Source organism: Pseudoalteromonas sp. ASV78 (assembly GCF_047806705.1).
Classification (GTDB): domain Bacteria; phylum Pseudomonadota; class Gammaproteobacteria; order Enterobacterales; family Alteromonadaceae; genus Pseudoalteromonas; species Pseudoalteromonas prydzensis_A.
The window spans coordinates 2,439,642-2,462,380 of sequence record NZ_JBLOPA010000001.1 but is presented as its reverse complement, the minus strand read 5'-3'; the positions used below and the strand labels follow the sequence as shown (position 1 = coordinate 2,462,380).

The 22,739-nt window shown below is 42.7% G+C and carries 17 protein-coding genes and 1 pseudogene; 14 read left to right on the top strand and 4 right to left on the bottom strand.

Annotated features, from left to right (window positions below):
• Nucleotides 1–363 precede the first annotated feature (363 nt).
• Genes ACMVDV_RS11215 through ACMVDV_RS11205 form a run of 3 tightly spaced genes read left to right on the top strand, consistent with a single transcriptional unit; the run spans nt 364 to nt 3,201 of the window.
• Nucleotides 364–1,179: a MipA/OmpV family protein gene (locus tag ACMVDV_RS11215; RefSeq protein WP_416158171.1), complete on the top strand. Its 816-nt coding sequence runs from the start codon at nt 364–366 to the stop codon at nt 1,177–1,179.
• Nucleotides 1,179–1,862: a response regulator transcription factor gene (locus ACMVDV_RS11210; RefSeq protein ID WP_416158170.1), complete on the top strand. Its 684-nt coding sequence runs from the start codon at nt 1,179–1,181 to the stop codon at nt 1,860–1,862. The genes ACMVDV_RS11215 and ACMVDV_RS11210 overlap by 1 nt, the downstream gene beginning before the upstream one ends.
• The gene (locus ACMVDV_RS11205) at nt 1,834–3,201 is read left to right on the top strand and encodes an ATP-binding protein (protein WP_416158169.1); all 1,368 of its coding nucleotides are present in this window, start codon (nt 1,834–1,836) and stop codon (nt 3,199–3,201) included. The genes ACMVDV_RS11210 and ACMVDV_RS11205 overlap by 29 nt, the downstream gene beginning before the upstream one ends.
• A 302-nt stretch (nt 3,202–3,503) precedes the next feature.
• On the opposite strand, the pseudogene ACMVDV_RS11200 reads toward ACMVDV_RS11205, so the two are convergent.
• Nucleotides 3,504–3,686, bottom strand: a pseudogene (locus tag ACMVDV_RS11200) (mechanosensitive ion channel family protein); the annotation flags it as partial.
• A 165-nt stretch (nt 3,687–3,851) separates the two neighbouring features.
• Between ACMVDV_RS11200 and ACMVDV_RS11195 the strand changes: the two are divergent.
• The 3 genes from ACMVDV_RS11195 to ACMVDV_RS11185 are packed head-to-tail and all read left to right on the top strand — an operon-like array spanning nt 3,852 to nt 8,186.
• Nucleotides 3,852–6,236, top strand: coding sequence for a TonB-dependent receptor (locus ACMVDV_RS11195; RefSeq protein WP_416158168.1), 2,385 nt, complete (start codon nt 3,852–3,854; stop codon nt 6,234–6,236).
• A 40-nt stretch (nt 6,237–6,276) separates the two neighbouring features.
• Nucleotides 6,277–6,954 carry a response regulator transcription factor gene (locus tag ACMVDV_RS11190; protein ID WP_416159090.1) on the top strand — a complete coding sequence of 226 codons (678 nt, stop codon included), beginning with the start codon at nt 6,277–6,279 and terminating at the stop codon, nt 6,952–6,954.
• On the top strand, nt 6,954–8,186 hold the full coding sequence (locus ACMVDV_RS11185; protein WP_304178949.1) for a sensor histidine kinase: 1,233 nt from the start codon (nt 6,954–6,956) through the stop codon (nt 8,184–8,186). Before ACMVDV_RS11190 ends, ACMVDV_RS11185 begins: the two co-directional genes overlap by 1 nt.
• Before the next feature lie 51 nt (nt 8,187–8,237).
• Here ACMVDV_RS11185 and ACMVDV_RS11180 read toward each other — a convergent pair whose 3' ends face one another.
• Nucleotides 8,238–9,071, bottom strand: a complete 834-nt coding sequence (locus ACMVDV_RS11180; protein ID WP_304178947.1) for a mechanosensitive ion channel domain-containing protein — start codon at nt 9,069–9,071, stop codon at nt 8,238–8,240.
• 448 nt (nt 9,072–9,519) lie between these two features.
• Between ACMVDV_RS11180 and ACMVDV_RS11175 the strand changes: the two genes are divergently transcribed.
• Entirely contained in the window at nt 9,520–9,678 is a 159-nt protein-coding gene (locus tag ACMVDV_RS11175; protein ID WP_192540883.1) for a hypothetical protein, read from the top strand.
• Nucleotides 9,668–10,261: a Fic/DOC family protein gene (locus tag ACMVDV_RS11170; RefSeq protein WP_192540882.1), complete on the top strand. Its 594-nt coding sequence runs from the start codon at nt 9,668–9,670 to the stop codon at nt 10,259–10,261. Before ACMVDV_RS11175 ends, ACMVDV_RS11170 begins: the two co-directional genes overlap by 11 nt.
• Nucleotides 10,262–10,422: 161 nt before the next feature.
• Here ACMVDV_RS11170 and gorA read toward each other — a convergent pair whose 3' ends face one another.
• Nucleotides 10,423–11,784, bottom strand: coding sequence for a glutathione-disulfide reductase (gene gorA, locus ACMVDV_RS11165; RefSeq protein WP_416158167.1), 1,362 nt, complete (start codon nt 11,782–11,784; stop codon nt 10,423–10,425).
• Nucleotides 11,785–11,913: 129 nt separating this feature from the next.
• Between gorA and prlC the strand changes: the two genes are divergently transcribed.
• From prlC to ACMVDV_RS11140, 5 genes are all read left to right on the top strand, one after another.
• A complete protein-coding gene (gene prlC, locus ACMVDV_RS11160) occupies nt 11,914–13,965 on the top strand; it encodes an oligopeptidase A (protein WP_416158166.1) in 2,052 nt (683 codons plus the stop codon).
• 126 nt (nt 13,966–14,091) lie between these two features.
• Complete coding sequence (locus ACMVDV_RS11155; protein ID WP_416158165.1) at nt 14,092–15,273, top strand: response regulator; 1,182 nt, start codon at nt 14,092–14,094, stop codon at nt 15,271–15,273.
• A 57-nt stretch (nt 15,274–15,330) separates the two neighbouring features.
• Nucleotides 15,331–16,086 (top strand): class I SAM-dependent methyltransferase, encoded by a 756-nt coding sequence (locus tag ACMVDV_RS11150; protein WP_416158164.1) that lies wholly within the window; start codon nt 15,331–15,333, stop codon nt 16,084–16,086.
• Between the two features lie 121 nt (nt 16,087–16,207).
• Nucleotides 16,208–18,133: a methyl-accepting chemotaxis protein gene (locus ACMVDV_RS11145; RefSeq protein WP_416158163.1), complete on the top strand. Its 1,926-nt coding sequence runs from the start codon at nt 16,208–16,210 to the stop codon at nt 18,131–18,133.
• 101 nt (nt 18,134–18,234) lie between these two features.
• A complete protein-coding gene (locus ACMVDV_RS11140; protein ID WP_416158162.1) occupies nt 18,235–18,708 on the top strand; it encodes a peroxiredoxin in 474 nt (157 codons plus the stop codon).
• 98 nt (nt 18,709–18,806) lie between these two features.
• On the opposite strand, the gene ACMVDV_RS11135 is transcribed toward ACMVDV_RS11140, so the two are convergent.
• Entirely contained in the window at nt 18,807–20,933 is a 2,127-nt protein-coding gene (locus tag ACMVDV_RS11135) for a S8 family peptidase (RefSeq protein ID WP_416159089.1), read from the bottom strand.
• A gap of 322 nt (nt 20,934–21,255) precedes the next feature.
• Here ACMVDV_RS11135 and ACMVDV_RS11130 point away from each other — a divergent pair, with 322 nt between their 5' ends.
• Nucleotides 21,256–22,440 (top strand): NAD(P)/FAD-dependent oxidoreductase, encoded by a 1,185-nt coding sequence (locus tag ACMVDV_RS11130; RefSeq protein WP_416158161.1) that lies wholly within the window; start codon nt 21,256–21,258, stop codon nt 22,438–22,440.
• The last annotated feature ends 299 nt before the right edge of the window (nt 22,441–22,739 follow it).

Here is a 22,739-nt window from a genome sequence, read left to right as displayed (position 1 = left end):
ATCAGGCTGCGTAATAGTGAGTCGTTAATAAGTAAGACTGCTTGCCAATCAACCGGCGTGATAGGTGCAGGCTGGCACTTTGTAAGTACTGGAACGCATCCAGATAAAGCCATCACAAAAGTAATAGTTACATGATAATTAATGGCTTTTTTTGTTTTTCGGTTTGTTAATATTTTAGAAAAAATATTGCTAAAACCTTTGTTAGAAAAGTCTAGGAACATTGGTTTTCTCTGTGGCTATTTTTTCTAAGTATTATTCTTGATTACTTGCTGAAAACTTACAGACACAAAAGTTATTACGGTAAGTTTTGTGTAAGTAATCGCACTTCATATTGCAGTGGTTATTTTTAACTAAGGAAAAAATATGAAGTGCTTTGATAAACCTTTCTCTGTTATCACCGATCGTGCTAAACGTTGTGTTGCCAGCTCGCTAATCTTGATGGGGATGGCTGTTACTCATGCGGTGCATGCCGATGACAGTGACAATACAGAATCAAGTTGGGGATTAGGTGTTGCTGTGATGAGTAGCCAAAAAGCCTATACTGATATCGATAGTGATGTACAAGCAATTCCATTTGTAATGTACGAGAATGAATATTTTCAACTAATGGGCCCAACCTTTGAGTTCAAATTACCCAGTATTAACCTAAGCAAAGAGCAAAAAATTAATTTTGGTATTATCGGAAGCTATGATTTTTCTGGTTATAAAGCTAAAGACTCGCCTTTTCTTACTGGTATGCAAGAACGAAAAGGGGGATTATGGGCAGGTGCTAAAGTGCAATGGCAGAATCCTTGGGCTGATGTAACGTTTGAGTCGTTAGCAGAAGTATCTGGCGATAGTGAAGGTAGCCGCTTTAGTTTTAAAATAGATCGACGTTGGCAAATAACAGAAGATTTATCGATTACGCCAAGGCTTGCTGTGAATTGGTTCGATGAAGAATACGTTAGTTATTATTATGGGGTTCAGCAAACGGAAGTTAATGCTCAGCGAGCTTTCTACGCTGGTGATTCGGCTGTCAATATAGAGCTAGGAATTAGAAGTAATTACATGATAAACAAAAATAACTTTATTATCTTTGATTTAGAGGCAACATCACTCGCAACAGAAATTAAGGATAGTCCTATAGTAGATAGCTCAACCGAAACACGGGCTTTACTTGGCTACATATATTATTTCTGATGAATAGAATTTTATTACTTGAAGATCATGAGCGCTTAGCGAAATTAATTTCGCAAGGGTTAGCGTCGGCAGGTATTGTTGCGGATACTTTTGATCATATTGAACATGCGTTTATGGCTATTCAGCAAGTGCCTTATCAGGCACTTGTGATAGATAGGGGGATCCCCGATGGAGATGGACTCACACTACTTAAGCGTTTAAGAGATATTGGCAATACAACACCTTGTTTAATATTAACCGCTCGTAATGCCTTACATGATCGCATTGAAGGATTAGATGCTGGTGCCGATGACTACCTAAGCAAACCTTTTGCGATGGATGAAATGGTGGCTCGGGTTAAGGCATTACTGCGACGCGCAACTGATTCTAAGCCTTTAGAACCTAGTTGCGGAGACATTTTATTACGTCCTGCGTCTGGCCTATTGTGCTGTGGTGATCGCCATGAAGTTTTAGCCCAAGCCGAAATGCAAATTATGTTACTGCTGGTACGTAAATACCCTGACGTTGTTAGGCACGGCGCATTAGAAGCCGCTGGATGGGGGTTAAGTGAAGCGGTTACGCCTAATGCACTTGATGTTGTATTGCATCGGCTAAGACGAAAACTGACCGATGTTGGTTCGAGCCAAAAAATTAGAAACATAAGAGGGGTTGGGTATGCGCTCAGTAATGGCAAAGTGCCTTAAAAGCATTAGCTTAAAAATTATTTTGGCTTATGTTGTCGGTGTTGCTTTTAGTATTGCGCTCATTTTAGCCGTTATTAATATTGCCTTATTATCAAAACGAACATTTTTTGTTGAGTCTGATGTTGCTGATTACACGCAGCTTTTATCCGAAGGTCTGATTTTTAATGATGATGGTGTGCCGATTGCTATGTCAGATCATGAAGATCATCGTCCATGGTTATTTGATAGCCTAAAGCATGAAGTGGGGTATCGGGTTTTAGATTTTGATGGGCGCGTGGTGTTATCGTCTGCAACACCGTCATTTGCTTGGCCTAATGATCCTCAAACGCGTTTAAATTTAAAGAATTTTGAGTTTAAACAAGATGATGTAATTATGAATGGCGCCACAAAAATAATTGAATATAAAGGGCAAAAGTGGATTATTCAAAGCGCCATTAGCCAACGCTTTATGATTTTTTCGTATGAGATTTTTGCTCTAAGATCGATGCGTATTGGGGGGATCACATTTGCATTAGTGTTGTTAGTCGTCTTTGCTATTAGCGCAAAAATGGCATTGCATTATACTTTACGACCGCTCAAAGAGGTGTCTGAGTCTGCAGCATCAATATCAACAAAGTCTCTTAATGCACGTTTAGGTAAAGAATACGTACCAACAGAAATCGAGCCTTTAGTGGATAGTTTTAATCAGGTACTAGAGCGGCTTGAGCATGGCTATAGGTTACAACAAGAGTTTCTTGCTACTGCTGCCCATGAATTAAAAACCCCCCTTGCATTAATTAAAGCGCAACTTGAGTTAATGCAAAAAACAGAAGAAACAACCTGGTTAGTACATGACGTTGATTATATGTCGCGTCAAGTGCAGCAGCTATTATTGTTAGCAGAAACGAGTGAAGTGCAAAACTATGCTTTTAAAACAATTGAGATAGCAGATGTACTAAACCAAGTCGTTGCTTACTTAGCTAGAGCTGCTGAATCTGCAAACGTAAAAATAGTGATGGTACAACAGCAATTAGGGCTAACTATTTTTGCTGATCAAGGAGCCATATTCACCTTATTTAAAAACTTACTCGAAAATGCAATTCAACATGCCCCGCAATACTCAGATGTAGAGTTAACTATCAGCGCCGATGCAATTAGCGTACGTGATTGGGGAGGAGGAATTGAAACGAGTCAACTGGCGCATATTTTTACGCGTTTTTGGCGCGGTAAACACCGCCAAGATATTGGTGCTGGCTTAGGGTTAACCATATGCCAAGAAATTGTAGTTGCTCACGGTTGGCAACTAACCGCACATAACAAAGAGCCTGGCCTCGAGTTTATTGTAAAATTTAACTCATAACATTTTAAATGGTATAGCCCGATATAAACGCAGTAAATTAACAATTCTGAATTGATATTATTATGATAGACCATGCACATTTCATGTTGTTATGTTGGCAACGATATTAGGGCGCCGATATTTAATTGGGAAACGTAATCATAAAGACAATATTGTTGCTAAATATATTTAATAAAAAACCTTACTTATTAAATCAATGGTTTTCTGGTGTAAGCTGCAAGTGTAATTTGTAATAAAAAGCCGAGTAATAATATTACTCGGCTTAAATGAAAATACAGTTATTAAACATGAGGTTAGGCTAGCTATGAAGCGCTTTTTTCAGCTTCAACGTACCAAAGAGCCATAAAATACTCGGTTAGCTTATGCTCTATTGCTAGTGCTTGATCGGTTGGGCAGAATAACGTGAAGCTTGCTTTAAACTCACCAAGCTCAGTGGTGCTAAAGTGTATTTCAGGTGCAGGGCCAGAAATCTTTGCGTCTAACTTTCCTCCATTTTATATAACCTTTATGTTCTGGTGACTTTTTAGTCACATTCGCTTTGCTAGACTCCTTGCATTCACTACAGCGCTAAGTTGATTTTTTTGTAAGGAGAGTAAGATGAGCAGGCAATTGAAAGAAGTCGTGCGGTTAACAATTAGAGGGATAGCAATATGAACAGGCACTTGAGACAGCTATCGTGGTTGACCTTGTGGGTATTGCTAATTGGTTTGCCATTATTTAGCCATGCTGCTGAGGCGCCAGGGGCGCTGACCTTTATAGTAAAAGATCACGCAACTGACAGGCCTTTGGCAAATGTGCAGATCACTATCAAGAAACGAGAAACCTCATCTACGCAAACTTTAGCAACCGATCAACAAGGTCGCGCTGTTGTTGCACAGCTTGACCCCGGTCTTTACTCGGTCAACGTCACTAAAAACGGATTCACTTCATTGTATGAACCAAGTGTACGTGTCGTTACGCGCAAAAATATCAAGCTAGCATTTGAACTTAGAGAGCAAACAATTGAAGTTGTGGAAGTACGAGCGCAGCAAGCTGATGTATTTTCTTCAGGCTCTAGCACCTACCTCGATAGGGAAGCGTTGCGAAGCGCTGTAGGCGGTGGTGCAGATCCGCTGCTCTCATTAGACGGATTGCCAGGTCTTGCATCCGACAGTGAATTTGCAAGCTTTAGTGTTCGCGGTCGTGGGCCAAGAGATAATTTGCTATTCGTTGATGACTTTCCTTTTGATAAAGCGATTCACTTTGATGCGACACTAGGTGAAGAGCAAGATGTTGGCGGTGGTGGTCGTTTCTCGATTTTTGCACCAAACGTTATCAGCGGCGCTGAATTCTCCCCAGGTGGCTGGGGCCCGGCTTATGGCGGCCGTGCAGCATCGCTACTGCAACTCGATGTTGCCGATGGTAATCCAAGCCCGTCAGCAAGTTTCCGCTATGATCTTGCCGGTTATGAAGTAGGTTACGATGGGCCTATGGGTATTACTGATGATGCAACTATGCTTTTTTCTGCAAGACGATTGGACTTTGGCGCTTTGTTTGAAACCATTGAAGAGCTAGATATTGGTGAACCAGTGTTAAGGGACGTGATACTAAAATCAGTCATCCCCATCAATCAAGATAACACCGTTGAAATTCTGCTAATGGATACTCACGAAGATTATACTCGCGGTGTTAAACACGTTGCCGAGTCGCCCAATTTCGAAGACACTGCGCTGCAAGACTCTGAGCAAGACAGTGATTTATATGGTCTAACTTGGCGAACTTTGCTTGGTGAAACAGCAGTTTGGACCAATAAGTTTTACTATCGCAACAGTGACAAAGTGAGCTCAGAGGGGGAAGCTTATCCTGATCTTGTACCAGCAGGCACAGCTGCGTCTGATTATCCGGTGCGGGAGGATATTATTACCATCACTGAAGGTGAAACAGAGCTTGGCTGGCGAAGCGATTTTGAGACAGTAAACCAATGGGGATTGTTCAGTGCTGGTGTGCGAGTGACGCAAATTGAGCTGGACTACAGCACCGTTTTAGATGGTGATTGGAATCGCTATGTCTACGATGAGGATGATTTTAGGCCAGATCCTGAGCAATACTTTATTGTACTGACGCCTGAGAGCATCGACTCCACAATGAACCAGCAAGAAACCAGTTATGTTGGCTACGTAGATCAAATTTTTGAATTTGGTGATTGGGATTTTGGTACTGGACTGCGCCTCGAACGGGACGGTTTTGCTGACGAAAGTTTTGCATCACCAAGATTTAACGTTAACTGGCAGCCGAGCAAAACAGTGAGATATTTTGCAACAGCAGGACTCTTTCATCAGTCGCCACGCTATCTAGAGCTTGCAGCGAACGACTCAAATGATCTTAAGACCGAAAAAATCACCCACGCTAGTGTTGGTTTCAAATACTTTCCGAGCAGCAATTGGTCACTGTTGACCGAAGCTTATTATCAAATCCTCGACGATTTAGTGGTTGATCTTGATCGAGCCAGCGGAACTTATGCAAATATTGGTGATGGCACCTCGTATGGTGTTGATTTTGTCCTTAATGGTGCAATCTATGAAGGCCTTTACGCGAGTGCAACCTATTCTTACAATGATGCAGTCATTGATCGTAAAGATGGTCGCGGTGACGTGGCCGCAGAATTTAGTCGCGAGCATGTCGCTACCCTAGGTTTGACTTGGGAGATCAGCGATCGCTGGAAAGTCGCAGGACGCTATAAATATCTTTCCGGTAGACCAGACGACGAATTTATAATTCATTCCGATGTATTGGGGTCAGGACAACCTTTACGTTACTCAAAAGAGATCACTGAGCGTAATGTTGGTCGCAAAAGTGGTTCTGGTTCGTTGAACCTTCGTGTTGACTATCGGCGTGCGTTTGGCCCCATAGATGTAACTGCTTTTCTCGATGTTATCAACGTAACGGCAGCGTCATCAAGTGACGACACTGAGTTTGACTACCGCCGAGGCATTGAGGTCGTAGACGATAGCGAAGCAGAGCCACTCATAGGTTTGCGATTAGATTATGCCTGGTAAGGGAGCATAGAAGATGGTTAACTCGCACAGTGCAACGCCGATCAGAGCTTTGATTGTCGAAGATAACCGCGACATTTGTGAAAACATTGCCGCCTATCTTGAAAGGCACAGTTATATACTGGATTTTGCCTATGATGGTATCAGTGCGATGCATTTAGCGTTGACCAATCCATTTGATGTGATTGTACTCGATTTGATGCTGCCAGGAATGGATGGCATAAGTTTTTGCCAAAAGTTGCGAGCGGACGCCAAACTAGAAATCCCAGTACTTATGCTAACGGCCAGAGATACGCTGGACGATAAACTTAAGGGGTTTGCGGCGGGAGCCGATGATTATTTGGTTAAGCCATTCGCATTACAAGAGCTCCATGCACGGCTGCAAGCGTTGTACAAACGCAGTCATGGCAAAACCGATAACCTGTTAATTGTGGGCGAACTGACTCTAAATAAATCCACTTTACAAGTTCATCGCGCGGGGCGACGTGTCGAACTCAACCCAACAGGTATGAAACTACTGCAACGATTAATGGAACAGGCGCCCTCTGTAGTGGCTCGCGATACGCTTGAAACTTTGTTGTGGGCTGACGAACGTCCCGATGGTGATGCGCTTCGCTCGCATATGTATAAGTTACGCCAGGCTATCGATAGGCCGTTTGACAGCCCGCTGCTTCATACTGTGCATCGGATCGGCTATCGAATTGCAGAGGATACGCAATAATGTATCGACACAGTTTACGCAAACGGGTCGCCATTGCATTTGCATTATGTGTTGCTGTACTTAGCATTGTATGGGGTTTTGCTTTCTTCGCTGCAGTCAGGTTAAGTGAAGACCGTGTGCTAACACAACAGCTACAGGTTGCAGCTGATAACTATCCAGCTGCGACGACAAACCTGCGTGGTTATGACAAGCTTGATAATTTACCCCAATCACTCAAACAATGGGCGCAAACAAATCCTGAACTAGGGTTGTATGAGTTCGATAGCGAAGAATTACATGTTGCAGTGATAGCTGTCGAAAATCAACAGTCACCTGCCTTTGTGGTTTTTGATGTTGCTGGCATCGAGGCTTCGTCGTCAGAGGATTGGTGGTTACTGCTTATTATTAGCAGTGTTGTAGGTACGCTAGGAATACTGGGATTCGGACTGGGAATAGTAGTGATGCGGCGGGCTGTTGCCCCTGTAACACAACTAGCTGAAGTCGTCGCCGATATCGACCCAGAACAACTATCAAGCGAGGACCATAAGCGCATAGATTCCAGCCGCTTCAGCGAAGATGAAGTTGGTATGCTCGCCAGAACCATAGAGCTGACGCTTGAACGTATCAGCGCATTTATAGCCAGAGAGCGATACTTTACCGATTCAGCTAGCCATGAGTTACGCACGCCGATAACGGTGATAACAGGCGCACTTGAGCTGCTAGAGCACAGCAATTTATCAGTAGCCGATGAAAAGGCGCTAGACAGAATAAGGCGCGCAACACTAGACATGAAAACCACCATTGACATGTTCTTGTGGCTTGCTCGCGAGTCAGATAACGGATTGTATGACGAGCAGTTTTTAGTGATGCCGTTAGTGAGTCAAGCGATAGAGCAGCAGCGCCACTTGCTCAGAGGGAAATTGGTTGATGTTGAAATCGAGCAACTCACAAACCCCATAGTTCATGGACATCCACAGGCTTTTGCTATCGCGCTCAACAATCTAGTACGTAATGCGTTCGAGCACACGCTCGCTGGTCAGGGAGCAATTATAATTCGTATTAAAGAGCGTGAACTGTTAGTTACTAATCAGGCGCACAACAACATTGAAAGGCGTTGCATATCAACAGAGACGTCATCGTCTCACGGCTATGGATTAGGTTTAGGTATTGTGAAACGGCTGTGCGAGCGCAATGGTTGGTCGTTTTCACTGCTCGCTGATGAAAAATCTGTAGTGGCTCGTCTCTCATGGTGACGAGCCACTGCTATGCTCTAATGGTTCGAGTATAAATAAATGAAGGTGGATTTAAAGTACGTTTTTTAATTCACTTTTTTCAGCTTCAGCGTACCAAAGTGCCATAAAATACTCGGTTAGCTTGTGCTCTATTGCTAGTGCTTGATCGGTTGGGCAGAATAACGTGAAGCTTGCTTTAAATTCACCAAGCTCAGTGGTGCTAAAGTGTATTTCAGGTGCAGGGCCAGAAATTTTAGCGTCTAACTTTCGCTCGATAATTGCGTTATATCGACTTGCTACATCATGAAAGTCTTCACAATAATGCTTTGCTTTATCGAGTAGCGTGGCGTAAATGGGATACGGGTTAAAGCTTTCTTTACGCACAATCGCAAAATGGTGGGTGGTAAACCGTTTCACAAAGTTTAAGTTTTTAATTGGGCTGGTGATCAGCTTATTATTTGGTATGTATATGGTTTTTCTAGAAAATTGATAAGAGTGCATATCAATTTCATGCATGGTGGTTTTGATCCAATCTGTTTCAGCAATTTCACCGTAATACTCACCAACTTGAACCCAATCGCCAACTCTAAATGGCCGTGTTGTCACCAAGTAGAAAAAGCCAATCACACATTGAATAAACTCTCTGGTGGCAAACACAATTGCTACCGCAAAAGCCGCGACAGACAGCGCAAAATTTTGAATTTCAGTAGACCAAACAAACAACAGCAACAAAACCACCATTAAGTTGATAAAGTGCTTAATGTTGTGGGAAATGTACCTTATATCTCGTTGCTTTTTTTCGGCGCGATGTCGCGCTAATTTATCAACTAGCACCTTTAGGCAAAACGCAATAACGAAAATTGCCAATGAAATTAAAACCGGGTGTAGCAGTATATCTTTACTCATAACTTCCTAATGGGGAATGCGTTAATCAAAATAGCTCGTAGCCATACTAACTAAATTTTGCTGATTCCACCACGGTAGAACAGTAATAAAAACGATTGCACAGACAGAAGAGTGGATAGAGTGCAACCCATCAGCAGTTAAAAGCCTTAGCAGCGTTAACTGCAAGGCTTATGTTGGATAACGGCGCTGATATTCGTCATGTACAGGAGATGTTAGGCCATGCGGATATTACCAGCATACAAGCCTATCCCTTTGTGTCGCGTTCTAAGTTGAAGAGGTGTATAGCAATACCCTGAGCGAAAAACGTATTCTGCAATAGACTTAAAAGGCAACGCAGTTTGTTGCCATATTTACTCGATAGAATTCCCAAACCTGTATTGTTGGTTAGTCTGTTTGATGGCAATTTATTACTTAATAATGTAAAATAATACTTAACACAGGAGGCTTTATGGCTACCACAATTTCTAAGACTAGCAATCAGCGCAAGACTAAGTTTACACCCAATATGGATAACTTTAAGGTCAGTTTAAGCTACGAAGGTCTGTCACTGAAAAAAAGCAGTGAAGGTAAAACCATTGCTGAACTAAAACGCAAATATGCGAGATAAATACGGGGTAGCGCACGATAAATATTGCTACCCAAATTCTGATGTTTTAATAAACCTTCTAGGTATCCGAGACTCAGATACATTAGACGAAGCAGAAGCTGAGTTTACTGCTGAGCGCTATAGAACCTACGAACCTTCCCAACAAACACTTTGTGATTTTTCATTCGAACATTTAAAGCACCTTCATCACCACTTATTTCAAGATTTATATGCATGGGCTGGTGAAACGCGTGACGTTGATATTTCCAAAGGCGATACGCGCTTTTGTACTTGGACGCGAATAGAACCTGAAGCTCAAAAGTTATTTCGAACCATTCCGGCCTTAGCAGATTATCAGGATAATGATGAGCTGATTGAAAAGGTGGCAGACTTATTTTGTGAGCTTAATTTGCTTCACCCATTTCGTGAAGGCAATGGCAGAGTGCTGCGTTTCTTTTTCGAAGAAATGCTATACACCCTTGGCTATGATGTAACGTGGCCCAAAATTTCTCAGCAAGACTGGATTGATGCAAACATTGCTGGTGTGCATTTGAACCTTGATTTACTCAAAGTGATTTTTAGCCAAGCTATCTCAGAGCTTTGAGAATGTGCTAAAAGTACTATCCCTAAACGCGGGCAATAAATATTAGCGCTTCGCCCTTTATTTCTGTTTCCATTCTAGACTTAATTAAGTGTCTGCAAATTAAATAAAAACCTTGTAGCGAAACTACAAGGTTTTTAAATTCTTACAGCTTACAGCTGCATTTATCGCATCGTAACAAATTCCTCAGAACCCGTTGGGTGTATGGCGACTACTGAGTCAAAGTCGGCTTTGGTAGCGCCCATTTTCATGGCTACGGCAAAACCTTGGATCATTTCATCAACAGCAAAACCTAAGCCGTGTAAGCCGACAACTTTCTCGTCAGGGCCTGCGCACACTAGCATCATGTTACAAGGTTGGCGGTGCTGGGTTACCGCAGTGTACATAGCAGCAAACGTTGATTTATACACTTTTACGTTCTCGTTGCCGTACTGCGAAATAGCTTCTTGCTCAGTTAAACCAATAGTGCCTATTGGTGGATGGCTAAATACTACCGTTGGCACTAAGCTGTAATCCATTTTTAAATCGTCAGGCAGCTCTTTATTGAACAAACGCTCTGATAAAGTACGGCCTGCTTTTACTGCAACTGGGGTAAGCTCAATTCCGCCTTCGATGATATCGCCAACCGCATAAACATTTTTAGCCGTGGTATTTTGGTATTCATCAACCTTTACATAACCGCCTTCGTTAACTTCAACACCCGCTGCCGCTAGGTTAATTTTATCGGTGGTTGGGGTGCGGCCAATCGCCCAAATAACTTGATCAACATTTTGGCTATAACCATTTTCAAAGTGAATAGTTAAGCTGCCATCGCTTTCTTTCACCACTTCTTTTGGCGAGCATTCGGTATGCAGCGTTGGTCCTTCTTTGGCCATAATCTCAACAAGAGTGTCGATGATGTATGGATCAAAGGTGCGCAGTGGTTTGCTTTTACGGACAAATAAATGGGTTTCTGTGCCAAGGCTATGCAGTACACCGGCAATTTCTACCGCGATATAACCGGCACCAACAACGGCAACACGTTTTGGTTGCTCGTTTAGCTCAAAAAAGCCATTTGAATCGATGCCGTGCTCAGCACCTGGGATATTTGGAATGCTAGGGCGACCGCCTACGGCAATTAAAATATGATCGGCGGTGTAGTGCTTGCCGTCTACTTCAACCGTTTTATTATCAACAAATTTAGCAAAGCCTTTAATGACTGTTACGCCATTTTTAGCAAGGCCATTGTCATAGCCTTTATGAATGCGGCCTATATAGGCTTCACGGCTTTCTACTAGTTTACTCCAGTTGAATTCTTTTACTTCAACATTAAAACCGTAATCAGGAGCGTATAAGTTAATTGCTTCAGCAACTTGAGCGCCATGCCACATTACTTTTTTTGGCACACAACCTACATTCACACAGGTACCGCCCATGTGCTTTGCTTCAATTAGTGCCACTTTTGCGCCACGCATAGCTGCACGGTTAGCTGAACCTATTCCGCCGCTGCCGCCGCCAATTGCAATGTAGTCAAAATGCTGAGCCATAGTTATTCCTCAAAGATGAATGGTCATATTAGTGCGATGATAGCATAAGCAAGACCCGTTAAAAGCCCCTTGTATTTCAAGAATTCGCCCCAACTTCAAAATCATAATTGCACAGACTTGAGAGCTAACATGAGTGATACCCAAAACAACCCTTTAATAGGTTTAGAAGGCTTACCGCCATTTTCTAAAATTAAGCCAGAGCATGTTGTGCCAGCGCTAAAAGCGGGCATTAGTGAATGCCGCGCTAAAATTGATGAAGTGTTGGCTAAAAAATCGTTTACTTGGTCAGATTTAGTGTTGCCACTTGAAGAAGTTGACGACAAGCTTTCACGTATGTTTTCTCCGGTATCGCACATGAACTCTGTGGTGAACTCTGATGAACTACGCGAAGCGTACGAGCAATGTTTACCGCTTATTTCTGAGTACTCAACCTTTGTTGGTCAACACCAAGGTTTGTATGAAGCTTATAACGCTCTGCATAACAGCGACGAATTTAAAACGTTAAGCACCGCACAACAAAAAACCATAACCAATGCACTGCGTGACTTTGAGCTTTCAGGTATTGCTTTGGCGCCAGAGCAGCAAAAGCGCTACGGCGAGATCAGCGCAAGGTTGTCAGAACTTGCGGCTAAATTTGGTAATAATGTCATGGATGCCACATTGGCTTGGCAAAAGCATATTACCGATGAAAGTGAGCTTGCGGGTTTACCTGAGTCGGCGTTAGCACTAGCGGCAGATACCGCAAAAAGCAAAGAATTAGACGGCTGGGTATTCACGTTAGATTTCCCATCGTATTTACCAATTATGACCTATGCAGATAACCGCGAGCTACGTGAACAAACTTACACGGCATTTGTAACCCGCGCGTCTGATCAAGGGCCTAACGCGGGTGAATTTGATAACTCAGCGATTATGAGCGAAGAACTCGCGCTGCGTCATGAAATTGCGCAACTGTTAGGTTTTGCCAGTTACGCTGAAAAGTCACTCGCTACTAAAATGGCTGAAACGCCAGAGCAGGTATTCTCATTTTTAGAAGATTTAGCCGCTAAATCAAAGCCACAAGCTGAACAAGAGCTCGCTGAGCTACAAGCGTATGCCAAGGAAAAACACGGTATCGAGCAGCTCGCTGCGTGGGATTATGGTTATTACGGTGAAAAGCTTAAGCAAGAGAAATACGCAATATCAGACGAAGTACTGCGCCCGTATTTCCCAGCCGATAAAGTACTAAGCGGCTTGTTTGAAACAGTAAATCGTTTATTTGCTATTAGTGTTAAAGAGTTAAAAGACATTGATAGTTACCATAAAGATGTACGCTTTTTTGAAATTTACGACAGCAGCAATACCCTGCGTGGCCGTTTTTATCTTGATTTATACGCGCGTGATCACAAGCGTGGTGGCGCGTGGATGGATGACTGCATGGGCCGTAAAGTACGTGCCAATGGCGCGTTACAAACACCGGTAGCGTATCTAGTATGTAACTTTAATAAAGCGGTAGGCGATAAGCCTGCACTGTTTACTCATAATGAAGTCACCACTTTATTCCATGAGTTTGGCCATGGTATTCACCATATGCTAACCCAAGTTGATGCCGCGCCAGTTGCGGGTATTAATGGTGTTGCATGGGATGCCGTTGAGCTGCCAAGTCAGTTTTTAGAAAACTGGTGTTATGAAGAAGAAGCGCTTAACTTTATTTCAGGCCACTATGAAACGGGTGAGCCGTTACCTAAAGAGCTATTGGATAAGCTACTAGCGGCTAAAAACTATAACTCAGGTATGCAAATGCTGCGTCAAATCGAGTTTTCGTTATTTGATTTTAGAATTCATAACGATTATCAAGCGGGTGAAGAATGCCAAATTCAAGCGCGCTTAGATGCAGTGCGTAGTCATACCTCAGTGGTTAAAGCGCCTGAGTTTAACCGTTTTCAGCATAGCTTTAGCCATATTTTTGCTGGTGGTTATAGCGCGGGTTATTACTCGTATAAATGGGCCGAAGTGCTTTCGGCTGATGCGTTTGCTAAATTTGAAGAAGAAGGCATTTTTAACCCACAAACTGGGCAAGCCTTTATGCAGCACATTTTAGAAAAAGGCGGCAGTGAAGAGCCTATGGCGTTGTTTAAAAACTTCCGTGGTCGTGAGCCAAGCGTCGATGCATTATTACGTCACAGTGGTATTGCAGCCTAAAGGGCAAGTTGGTTTTATTGTTTTAAAAGCGCCGGTTGGCGCTTTTTTAGTTTTAAGCTAATAAATTATCGCAAAATCAGGGCTCCGTACTATGCTTTTTAAGTAATTAATAAAAAGGAATGAGGTATGACAAAACTGGTACTGGCGATTGATGACGATAAATATGTGCATCACGTTATTGAGCAATCATTAGCGGGTTTTTGTCAGTTAATTCACGCCAAAAATGGTGATGAAGGGCTAAGACAAGCGCTAAAGTATAACCCTGATATTATTTTACTGGATGTCGAAATGCCCGGTAAAAGTGGTTACCAAGTATGTACAGAGTTAAAAAATAATGAGCAAACCAAAGACACCCCAGTGATGTTTTTATCGGGCAAGAGTGAGTTACCAGAGCGCGTTAGAGGCTATAACGCCGGTGCCGCCGATTACATTGTAAAACCTTTTAATGCACAAGAGTTGATGGCACGTATTCGGGTGTTATATCAGTATCGTCAGCATTCTATCAAGCTTAAAAAAGATGTTGAGCAGGCGCAGAACACTGCTGAAATAGCCATGACAGATTCGGGCGATATGGGCAGGATCATGCGCTATGTAGGGCAAACTTATCATGCTCATGATGTGCAATCATTATCAGCCTATTTTTTTGAATTCTTTCGGCCATTAAATCTCAATGTGGCGGTGGCTTTTTGGTGTCAAGAGAGTGAGTTTTTTTGTAGCGATGACGGTGGCGTTTGTCCGCTCGAGCAAGAGCTGTTAGAAAAGCACCGTTACTCAAATCGGTTTGTTGATTTTAGTAGCCGCACTATTATTAATTATCCCAAGCTGTCTATTTTAATTAAAAACATGCCGCTTGATGATGTGGCATTGTATGGTCGTTATAAAGATTTGTTCCCGCATATTTTGGAAGTCACTAATGCCAAAATCCAAGATATGGAAGTAAACGAAAAAGCTCTTGCGCAAGCGCACACGGTTGGCAATGCCTTTAATGAGCTTGCTTCGCAACTATTTGTCAGTAGCGAGGCCCGTGAAGATGCAGTGGCAATATTGGCAACTCAGTTATCTGAGCTGCGCGTACAGATGCAGCAAAATCCCGCGTTTGCCGATAACCAAGCGTTGCTATTACAAGTAGCGCAATTAGAGCAAACGCAATTACAGTTAGGGGCGTTGAATGATGATTTAGCTTTCATTAAACATCAGCTCAATCATATTATTGATTCGCGCAGTGAATTGCTCGACAGTTTGAGTAAAATTGCTACCCCTGAACACACTCAAGACGTTACTTCACAAACGGATATTGAGCTATTTTAGTGCTATGGCGCTTAGCAGTTGATATACTTCGCGGGCTATTTACGGTCGGAGTTTATTTTGGTTATACAGTGTCCTTTTAAAGAAGTACGTCCTTATCTTAATGAGATTGAGCAGCGCTTTGGGCTGGCCGAGTGGGCGGCAAACACCGCAGGGTTTTCATTACATTATGATGATCAAGGCTTAAGCCTGCGCAAAACGGATGAACCAAAACTGGGCGCGATTAACGTTGATTTTGTTACCGGTGCGGTAGCTCACCGTCGTAAATTTGGTGGCGGTAAAGGGCAGTCTATTGCCAAAGCGGTAGGCTTAAATAAAGGCGCAACGCCGGTTGTGCTCGATGCCACAGCGGGTTTAGGGCGTGATGGATTTGTATTGGCGTCTCTGGGTTGTAAAGTGATTTTGCATGAACGCCACCCGGTTGTTGCGGCATTGCTCTATGATGGCTTGCAACGCGCTTATAATGACGCTGAAATTGGCCCGTGGATGCAGCAAAACATGAGCCTAGTGTTTGGCTCAAGCCATACCTTACTCGCGCAATGTGACAGTATGCCTGATGTTGTTTACCTTGATCCGATGTTTCCGCACCGTGAAAAATCAGCGCTAGTAAAAAAGGAAATGCGGGTATTCCAAGACTTAGTGGGAGCAGATAATGACGCTGATGGTTTACTTGAATTCGCCTATCCACTTGCCAGTAAACGGGTGGTTGTTAAGCGTCCAGATTACGCGCCATTTTTAAATAACCAAACGCCAAGCATGCAAATTAAAACCAAAAAGAACCGCTTTGATGTATATGTTAAAGCGGCGATGGTGTGAGGCTTTATTCGTATTTTTAAATTTTGTTCCCGTAAAGTTATAAGTGTTTCATGGCAGTTTTCATTAAATTGTCATAAATAGTTAATAGTGTACGCGCAGTTATTTAGAGGAATTGAATTTCATGCGCGTGTCATCATTTACTCGGCTACTGGCTATTTTGTTGGCATTAGCCAGCCTGCTGTTAGGCGGAACTCTGTACTGGGCAAGTCAAACATTAGTTAAACTTGAACAACAAGACCAATCTTATAATCAATTAAAAAACAAAATACTCGTCGATTTAAAAGGCTTGCTTGAAGACTATTTAGCACAAGGCGATAGTCAGTATTTAGGACAAGCGGCTGAACTTATTAGCCAGGTAAAAAACACCCAGTTGGCTAGTTTACCAAGTGACTTAAAACAGCAATTAGATACGCAATTAACCCAGCTTGATACCGATATAAAAGGTAAATATCGCGCTTTGGGTAAACTCTCAGGTAATGAAACCGCATTGCTTGATAATGCGCTTAGGCAAATGGCGGGCTCAGCGTCTTCCTTAATTGATTATGCCAACAAAGCAGGGCAGCAAAATACTAACGCGCAGGATTATTACCTGCTTGCCAGTGACTACTACCGCGAAGTGACGAATTTGTCGTTGTTTACTTATCAGTTAATGCTTAGTTTTGATCAAGATACACAAACCAACTTACAACAAAGTATTGCTAACTTAAACCGTTTAGCGCAGCAGATTGACGACCTTGAAAACTTAGGTTTGATGAGTGAAGTTGATGAAGATAGCTTGTTTATGGATGAAGAAGCCGAAGACTTAGCGGAGGAAATTAAAGCGGAACTAAGCAGCTGGCCGAACCGTTACCCGCGTGATTTAGCGAACACCATTGAGCAAGCTCAGCAGCGCCAAACAGGTATACAGGCTCTGCGCAAACAGATCAATACACTCTCTGGCACGGTGATTAATGCCGAGCAGCAACTTAAAATTCAACAAGGTACGTTAAAGCAGCAAGTGCTGGTGGTGTTTTGTATTGCCATTGGCATGTTGGTGGTATTAGCTGTTGGGGTTTATTTTGTACAGCGTAATCAAGTACTAACACCACTTCGTCAATTGCGAGATGGTTTTGCATTTTTAATTGAAAGTAATGAGCTAAAAAATATTGTGAGTAAAAACCCGAAAACTGAAGTGGGTGAAATAGCGACTTACTTTAATCAACTTATTGAGCGCCAACGCCTAGAGGCTAATGAGCGTGCGCAAATGCTAGAAGTGATTAATGACTTTATGCAAGAGATGAGCGAACACTTACAAACAATAAGCGAGCAAACTGATGCTAGTCATCATCAAGTAGAGCAAAACCAACAATTACTGACTGATATTCAACACATAGGTGAACAAGTTAATGACATTAACGGCAAAGTAGCAGATAACGCGAAACATACCTTTTCAGCAATGGAGCAAAGCTTAGGCTTTGCTCAGAATATGCTAAGTGCCAGCTCGAATACGCAGCAACGAGTAGACCAAGGTTTACACAGCTTGCAAGAACTCCTCAGTGGTGTACAAGATGTAGGGCAAGTTATTGAGATGATCCGCAATATTGCAGAGCAAACAAACTTACTGGCACTTAATGCCGCGATTGAATCGGCCCGTGCAGGTGAGCATGGCCGTGGTTTTGCGGTGGTTGCTGATGAGGTGCGTAAACTTGCTCGGCAAACTCAAGGCTCCTTGAGTGATATTAACAATCAACTTAACTTATTAAGTGAAAACTCCAGCATGGTGTCAACGCAAATATCAGCGCTTGCAGATGATGCCCAACTGCAAACAAATAATGCGCAAGATCTTAAGCGTAACTCTGAAGGTGTCGCTGATAATGCCCAAGACGCTAATAAAGTAGCGTTTGAGGCCATGGAGTTAGCAAAACAACAAAATGCATTATTAGATAACTTTAGCCAGTCAATGCAGAGCATGAAAGGTCAAGTGAGTGAATCCAGTCTACTAGTGGCTGATATCCACCAACGTTTACAGCAGCAAATGCACACTATTCGTAGTAGCTTAGGATTGTAACTTTGCTTGAGCATAATGACTTGCAACTAGCTGTTAGGTCTAGTCGCGCTTTTATGCTATTTTTAAGTCGTTTATAGCTCATTACTTTAAAAGGAAATACCATGATTTCTCAAGGCCAAGTATTACCAGCAATTAGTCTTACGCAATTAACCGATGACGGTATGCAAACACTGACCAATGACGATTTATTCGCCGCTAAAAAAGTGGTGTTATTTGCCGTTCCAGGTGCCTTTACACCAACCTGTTCTAATGCCCATTTACCTGAATTTATTACGCTTGCAGATCAAATAAAGGCCAAAGGTGTAGACGCTATTTACTGTGTATCAGTGAATGATGCATTTGTGATGAAAGCATGGGGTGAAGCACACAATGCAGAGCATATTCAAATGCTTGCAGATGGTGATGCGAGCTTTACAAGAGCGCTTGGGTTAGATAAAGACACCGCTGGTTTTGGTGGTGTTCGTTCAACCCGTTATGCCATGATTGTTGAAGACCAAACTGTAACGGGTTTGTTTGTTGAACAAGACAAAGAGTTTGTTGTAAGCCGCGCAGAAGCGATATTAGAAAAGCTGTAATAAAAAAGCCGAGCAAAGCTCGGCTAAAAATCACCAGGGGAAACTGGTTGACCAAAGCGCGCGAGTGACAGTAATACTGACACTCGCGTTTTTAGTTCTTAAGGTTGGTATTGCGCATCAAGCGTTAAACCAGCAAAGGTTTGATAAGCATTCACGCTCATGTGCCAAGTACCCGCTTGTGGGTTGCTGAACGTACATGTTTCAGCGTTACCATTTTTGTATGGACGACAATCGTAGCTAGAGCTGGTTGGTTGACTAGCAAATTTAACGAATAAGTCCGCATCACCAGAACCACCAGAAGTCGTTACGGTAAAGCTTGCCATACCCGCAGGCACATCCAAGGTGTAATGTTTCCATTGACCCGCACTGGCTGAAATATCAGACACAGTACCACCACCTGCTTGTGGCTCACCTGTACCACCAGCAGTTGTTAAATTACCTACTAAACTCACATTTGCGTAAGCTGAGTAACCGCTCAGCATGACATGATATGTACCTGCTGTTGGGTTATCGATAGAGCATTCTTCGTTATTGCCATTTTTATATGGACGGCAATCATAGGTTGATGTTGTTGGTGCGCTGCCTGCACGTACATACATATCAGCATCGCCACTGCCGCCACTCATAGTAAACGTAACATTAGAAGCGCCGCTTGGTACGGTCATAGTATAGAAAGTAGTACTACTTGCGCCGCCGCTTAGGCCTGTTAGCGCTTGGCCATCAAGTAATTCATTGCCTGTTGGTGGTGGCGGTGTTGTACCACTTGCTGCGGCAACCGCTGCTGCTGCGTCAACAATACCTGTACCACAGTTATTACATGATGCTGGGAATGAACGTGTAGTTGATTTTAAAATGCTCTCAATTTCATCAGGCGTTGCATTTGGCTTAGCCTGTTTGATCAGTGCAGCAACACCAGCAACGTGCGGCGCAGCCATTGATGTACCTTGTGAGTAGTGGTAGCTATCACTTGAAGGGCTTGATGAACCCGAGTTATGCGTTGACAACACACCTTCAGAATCATTGGCAAAACTTTGTGCACCGCCTGGTGCTGCAACATCAATTGACGTACCATAATTTGAGTAATAAGCACGACCACCATTACGGCCAACCGAAGCCACATTCACTACGCCATTACAGTTACCTGGGTTGTAGTTGTTGGCATTGTCGTTATCATTACCAGCAGCAATAACGATAACAGTGCCGTTATTGCGAGCTTGGTTAATCGCGTTTTGTGTGGTTGAGCTACAAGAGCCGCTGCCACCTAAACTCATATTAATTACATCAGCAGGATTCGCATTAGCAGGTACGCCAGAAACCGAACCGCCAGATGCCCAAATAATCCCATCAGCAATATCTGATGTTAAACCACCACATTTACCCAGCACACGTACTGGCACTACTTTGGCGTCATAAGCAACACCGGCAACACCTTCGCCATTATTTGTTACTGCAGCCACAGTACCTGCCACGTGCGTACCATGCCAGCTAGAGCCCTGTGCGCTATGTTGATAACCACATTCGTTAGCACTGATCGCATCACCTGGATCGCGAGCATCGCTATCGCGTGCGCCACCATCATTAGCAACAAAGGTATCGGAGATCATGTCGTAACCAGGTAATAAATTAGCATTTAAATCAATATGCGGGCGGTAACCAGTATCAAGTACGGCAACCGTTACACCGCTACCTGTGGCAGTATCCCACGCTGTAGGTAGGTTTAATCCGCCAGCTTGTTCATAATAATGCCATTGATCGTCATAACGCGGATCATTAGGCGTTGCAAATGGTTTTAACATTTGATCTATTTCAATGTATTCCACGTTGCCAGAGGCAATCACTTCTTGCATATATTGTTGCGCTTCATCTGCGCTAAGTTTTTTATTTGCACGCATTACATGGTGGTCGCTCAATGCCATAGCACGAACATACTGCGCTTTAACGTTACCTTTTTTACTAGTAAAGTTTTTAATAAAGCCTTGGGCTTTTTTGTTCATCATTAGTGGGCTAGTTTCAGCAGCCGAAAGTGTACTCATTTCATCAGCGTTATTTTTATATTTGATGATAAAACGCGTACCAAGAGGATCTTGCCCCTGTAGTTTTGCTGTGGTTTCTGCCATTGATGGCATCATTGCTTGGCTTGGATTTGCCATACTAGTAGTTGCAGCAAATAACGTGCTTAATGTTAGCGCTACGGCACATTTTTTAAATGTTGTTGTTGTCATAATGATCCCTAGATTGTTATGTATTCTCCACGATGGATTATCGTGAAGGGGAACAAAAGTAAATGATCTGTTAAAATAGTTAAAGTAACGTTTTATTATTAATGTCTCTATTTTAGTTATATCGGGATGTTTATATGGCTAAATACGCTTTTATGGTTTTTATTATGCGACTTTGTTAGTTATAAAGTATTAATTAATTTATAGGGTGGTGGAAAGTGCATTTATTTTTTCACACTTTATTGTTAATAATTAAATAGTGAAATACCGCTCAGTTTGTACTTTTAAATTTGCTACAATTGCAAAAATTTCCTGATGAGACAATCAAATGACCCAAGTAGATGTAATAGTGATCGGTGCCGGAGCCGCAGGTTTAATGTGTGCTGCGCAAGCAGGTTACCGTGGCCGCAGTGTTACAGTACTTGATATGGGTAAAAAACCAGGTCGTAAAATTCTCATTAGCGGTGGTGGGCGTTGTAACTTCACCAATGAAAATGCCAGCTCTGATAATTATTTATGTGGTAACCCGCACTTTGTAAAATCGTGCTTAAGCCGCTATACCCAACATGATTTTATTGAGCTGGTGGACAGACACGGTTTGGCGTACCACCATAAAACCCTTGGCCAATTATTTTGCGATAACAGCGCGCAAGATATTGTTGATATTTTGCTAACTGAGTGCGAGTGGGCTGGAGTTAATGTTGCGCTGCGTAGCGAAGTGCTTAACGTTGAAAAAACCGAGAGCGGCTATCAGGTGAGCACAGAGCAAGAAACGTATCAGTGTGAATCTTTGGTTGTTGCTGCGGGTGGTTTAACCATGCCAAAACTAGGCGCAACACCAATTGGCTATAAAATTGCCGAACAATTTGGCTTAAAAGTATTGCCGACCATGGCAGCACTTGTGCCATTTACCTTGCATCAACATGATAAAGACCGTTTTGCAGGGTTATCGGGTATCAGCATTCCTTGTATTGTCAGCAGTGAAGACGGCACCAGCTTTAAAGAAAATATCTTGTTTACCCATCGTGGTTTATCAGGCCCCGCTATTTTACAAATCAGTTCATTTTGGCGAGCAGGGCAAGCGGTTACTATAAACTTGTTACCAGAGCTTGATTTAACAGAGCAACTAGCAACATGGCGAGAAACCCAAGCACAAAAATCATTAAAAAATAGCCTAGCGACTATTTTACCAAAACGCTTTATTGAAATACTGCACGAAAGTAAAGCCATCCCTGATTGCAATGTAAACCAGCTCACTCATAGTCAAATTGACGAGCTCGCTAATTACATTCATAACTGGCAAATTAAACCCAACGGCACCGAAGGTTACCGCACAGCTGAAGTGACTTTAGGCGGTGTAGACACCGACGAACTCAGCTCAAAAACCTTTGAAGCGAAAAAAGCCCAAGGCCTGTACTTTATTGGTGAAGTCACTGATGTAACCGGTTGGTTAGGCGGCTATAACTTCCAATATGCGTGGAGCTGCGGCTTCGCGGCAGGACAGTATTGTTAAGCTAAAACTTAGAAATATATCGAAAATAAAGCAAACATAGCATAAGTTTGTGTTTGCTTTATGTTCAAAAACTGATTAATATGCGCTCGTTCAATTGTTCAGCACTTACCCTAAGTGTTGGATTCATCAACTAACTGTGAAGGAGAAAATACGATGACAATGACATCAACATCCTTTGCAGGTCTTATCCGATAAGAAACTTGTTACTTAAATACGCTGTTATATATTAAGTACATTTAGGTAAACATTGCGTTTAAATGCGTTCCTTTCGTTTGATTTCAAAATAGATCCAGACCTGC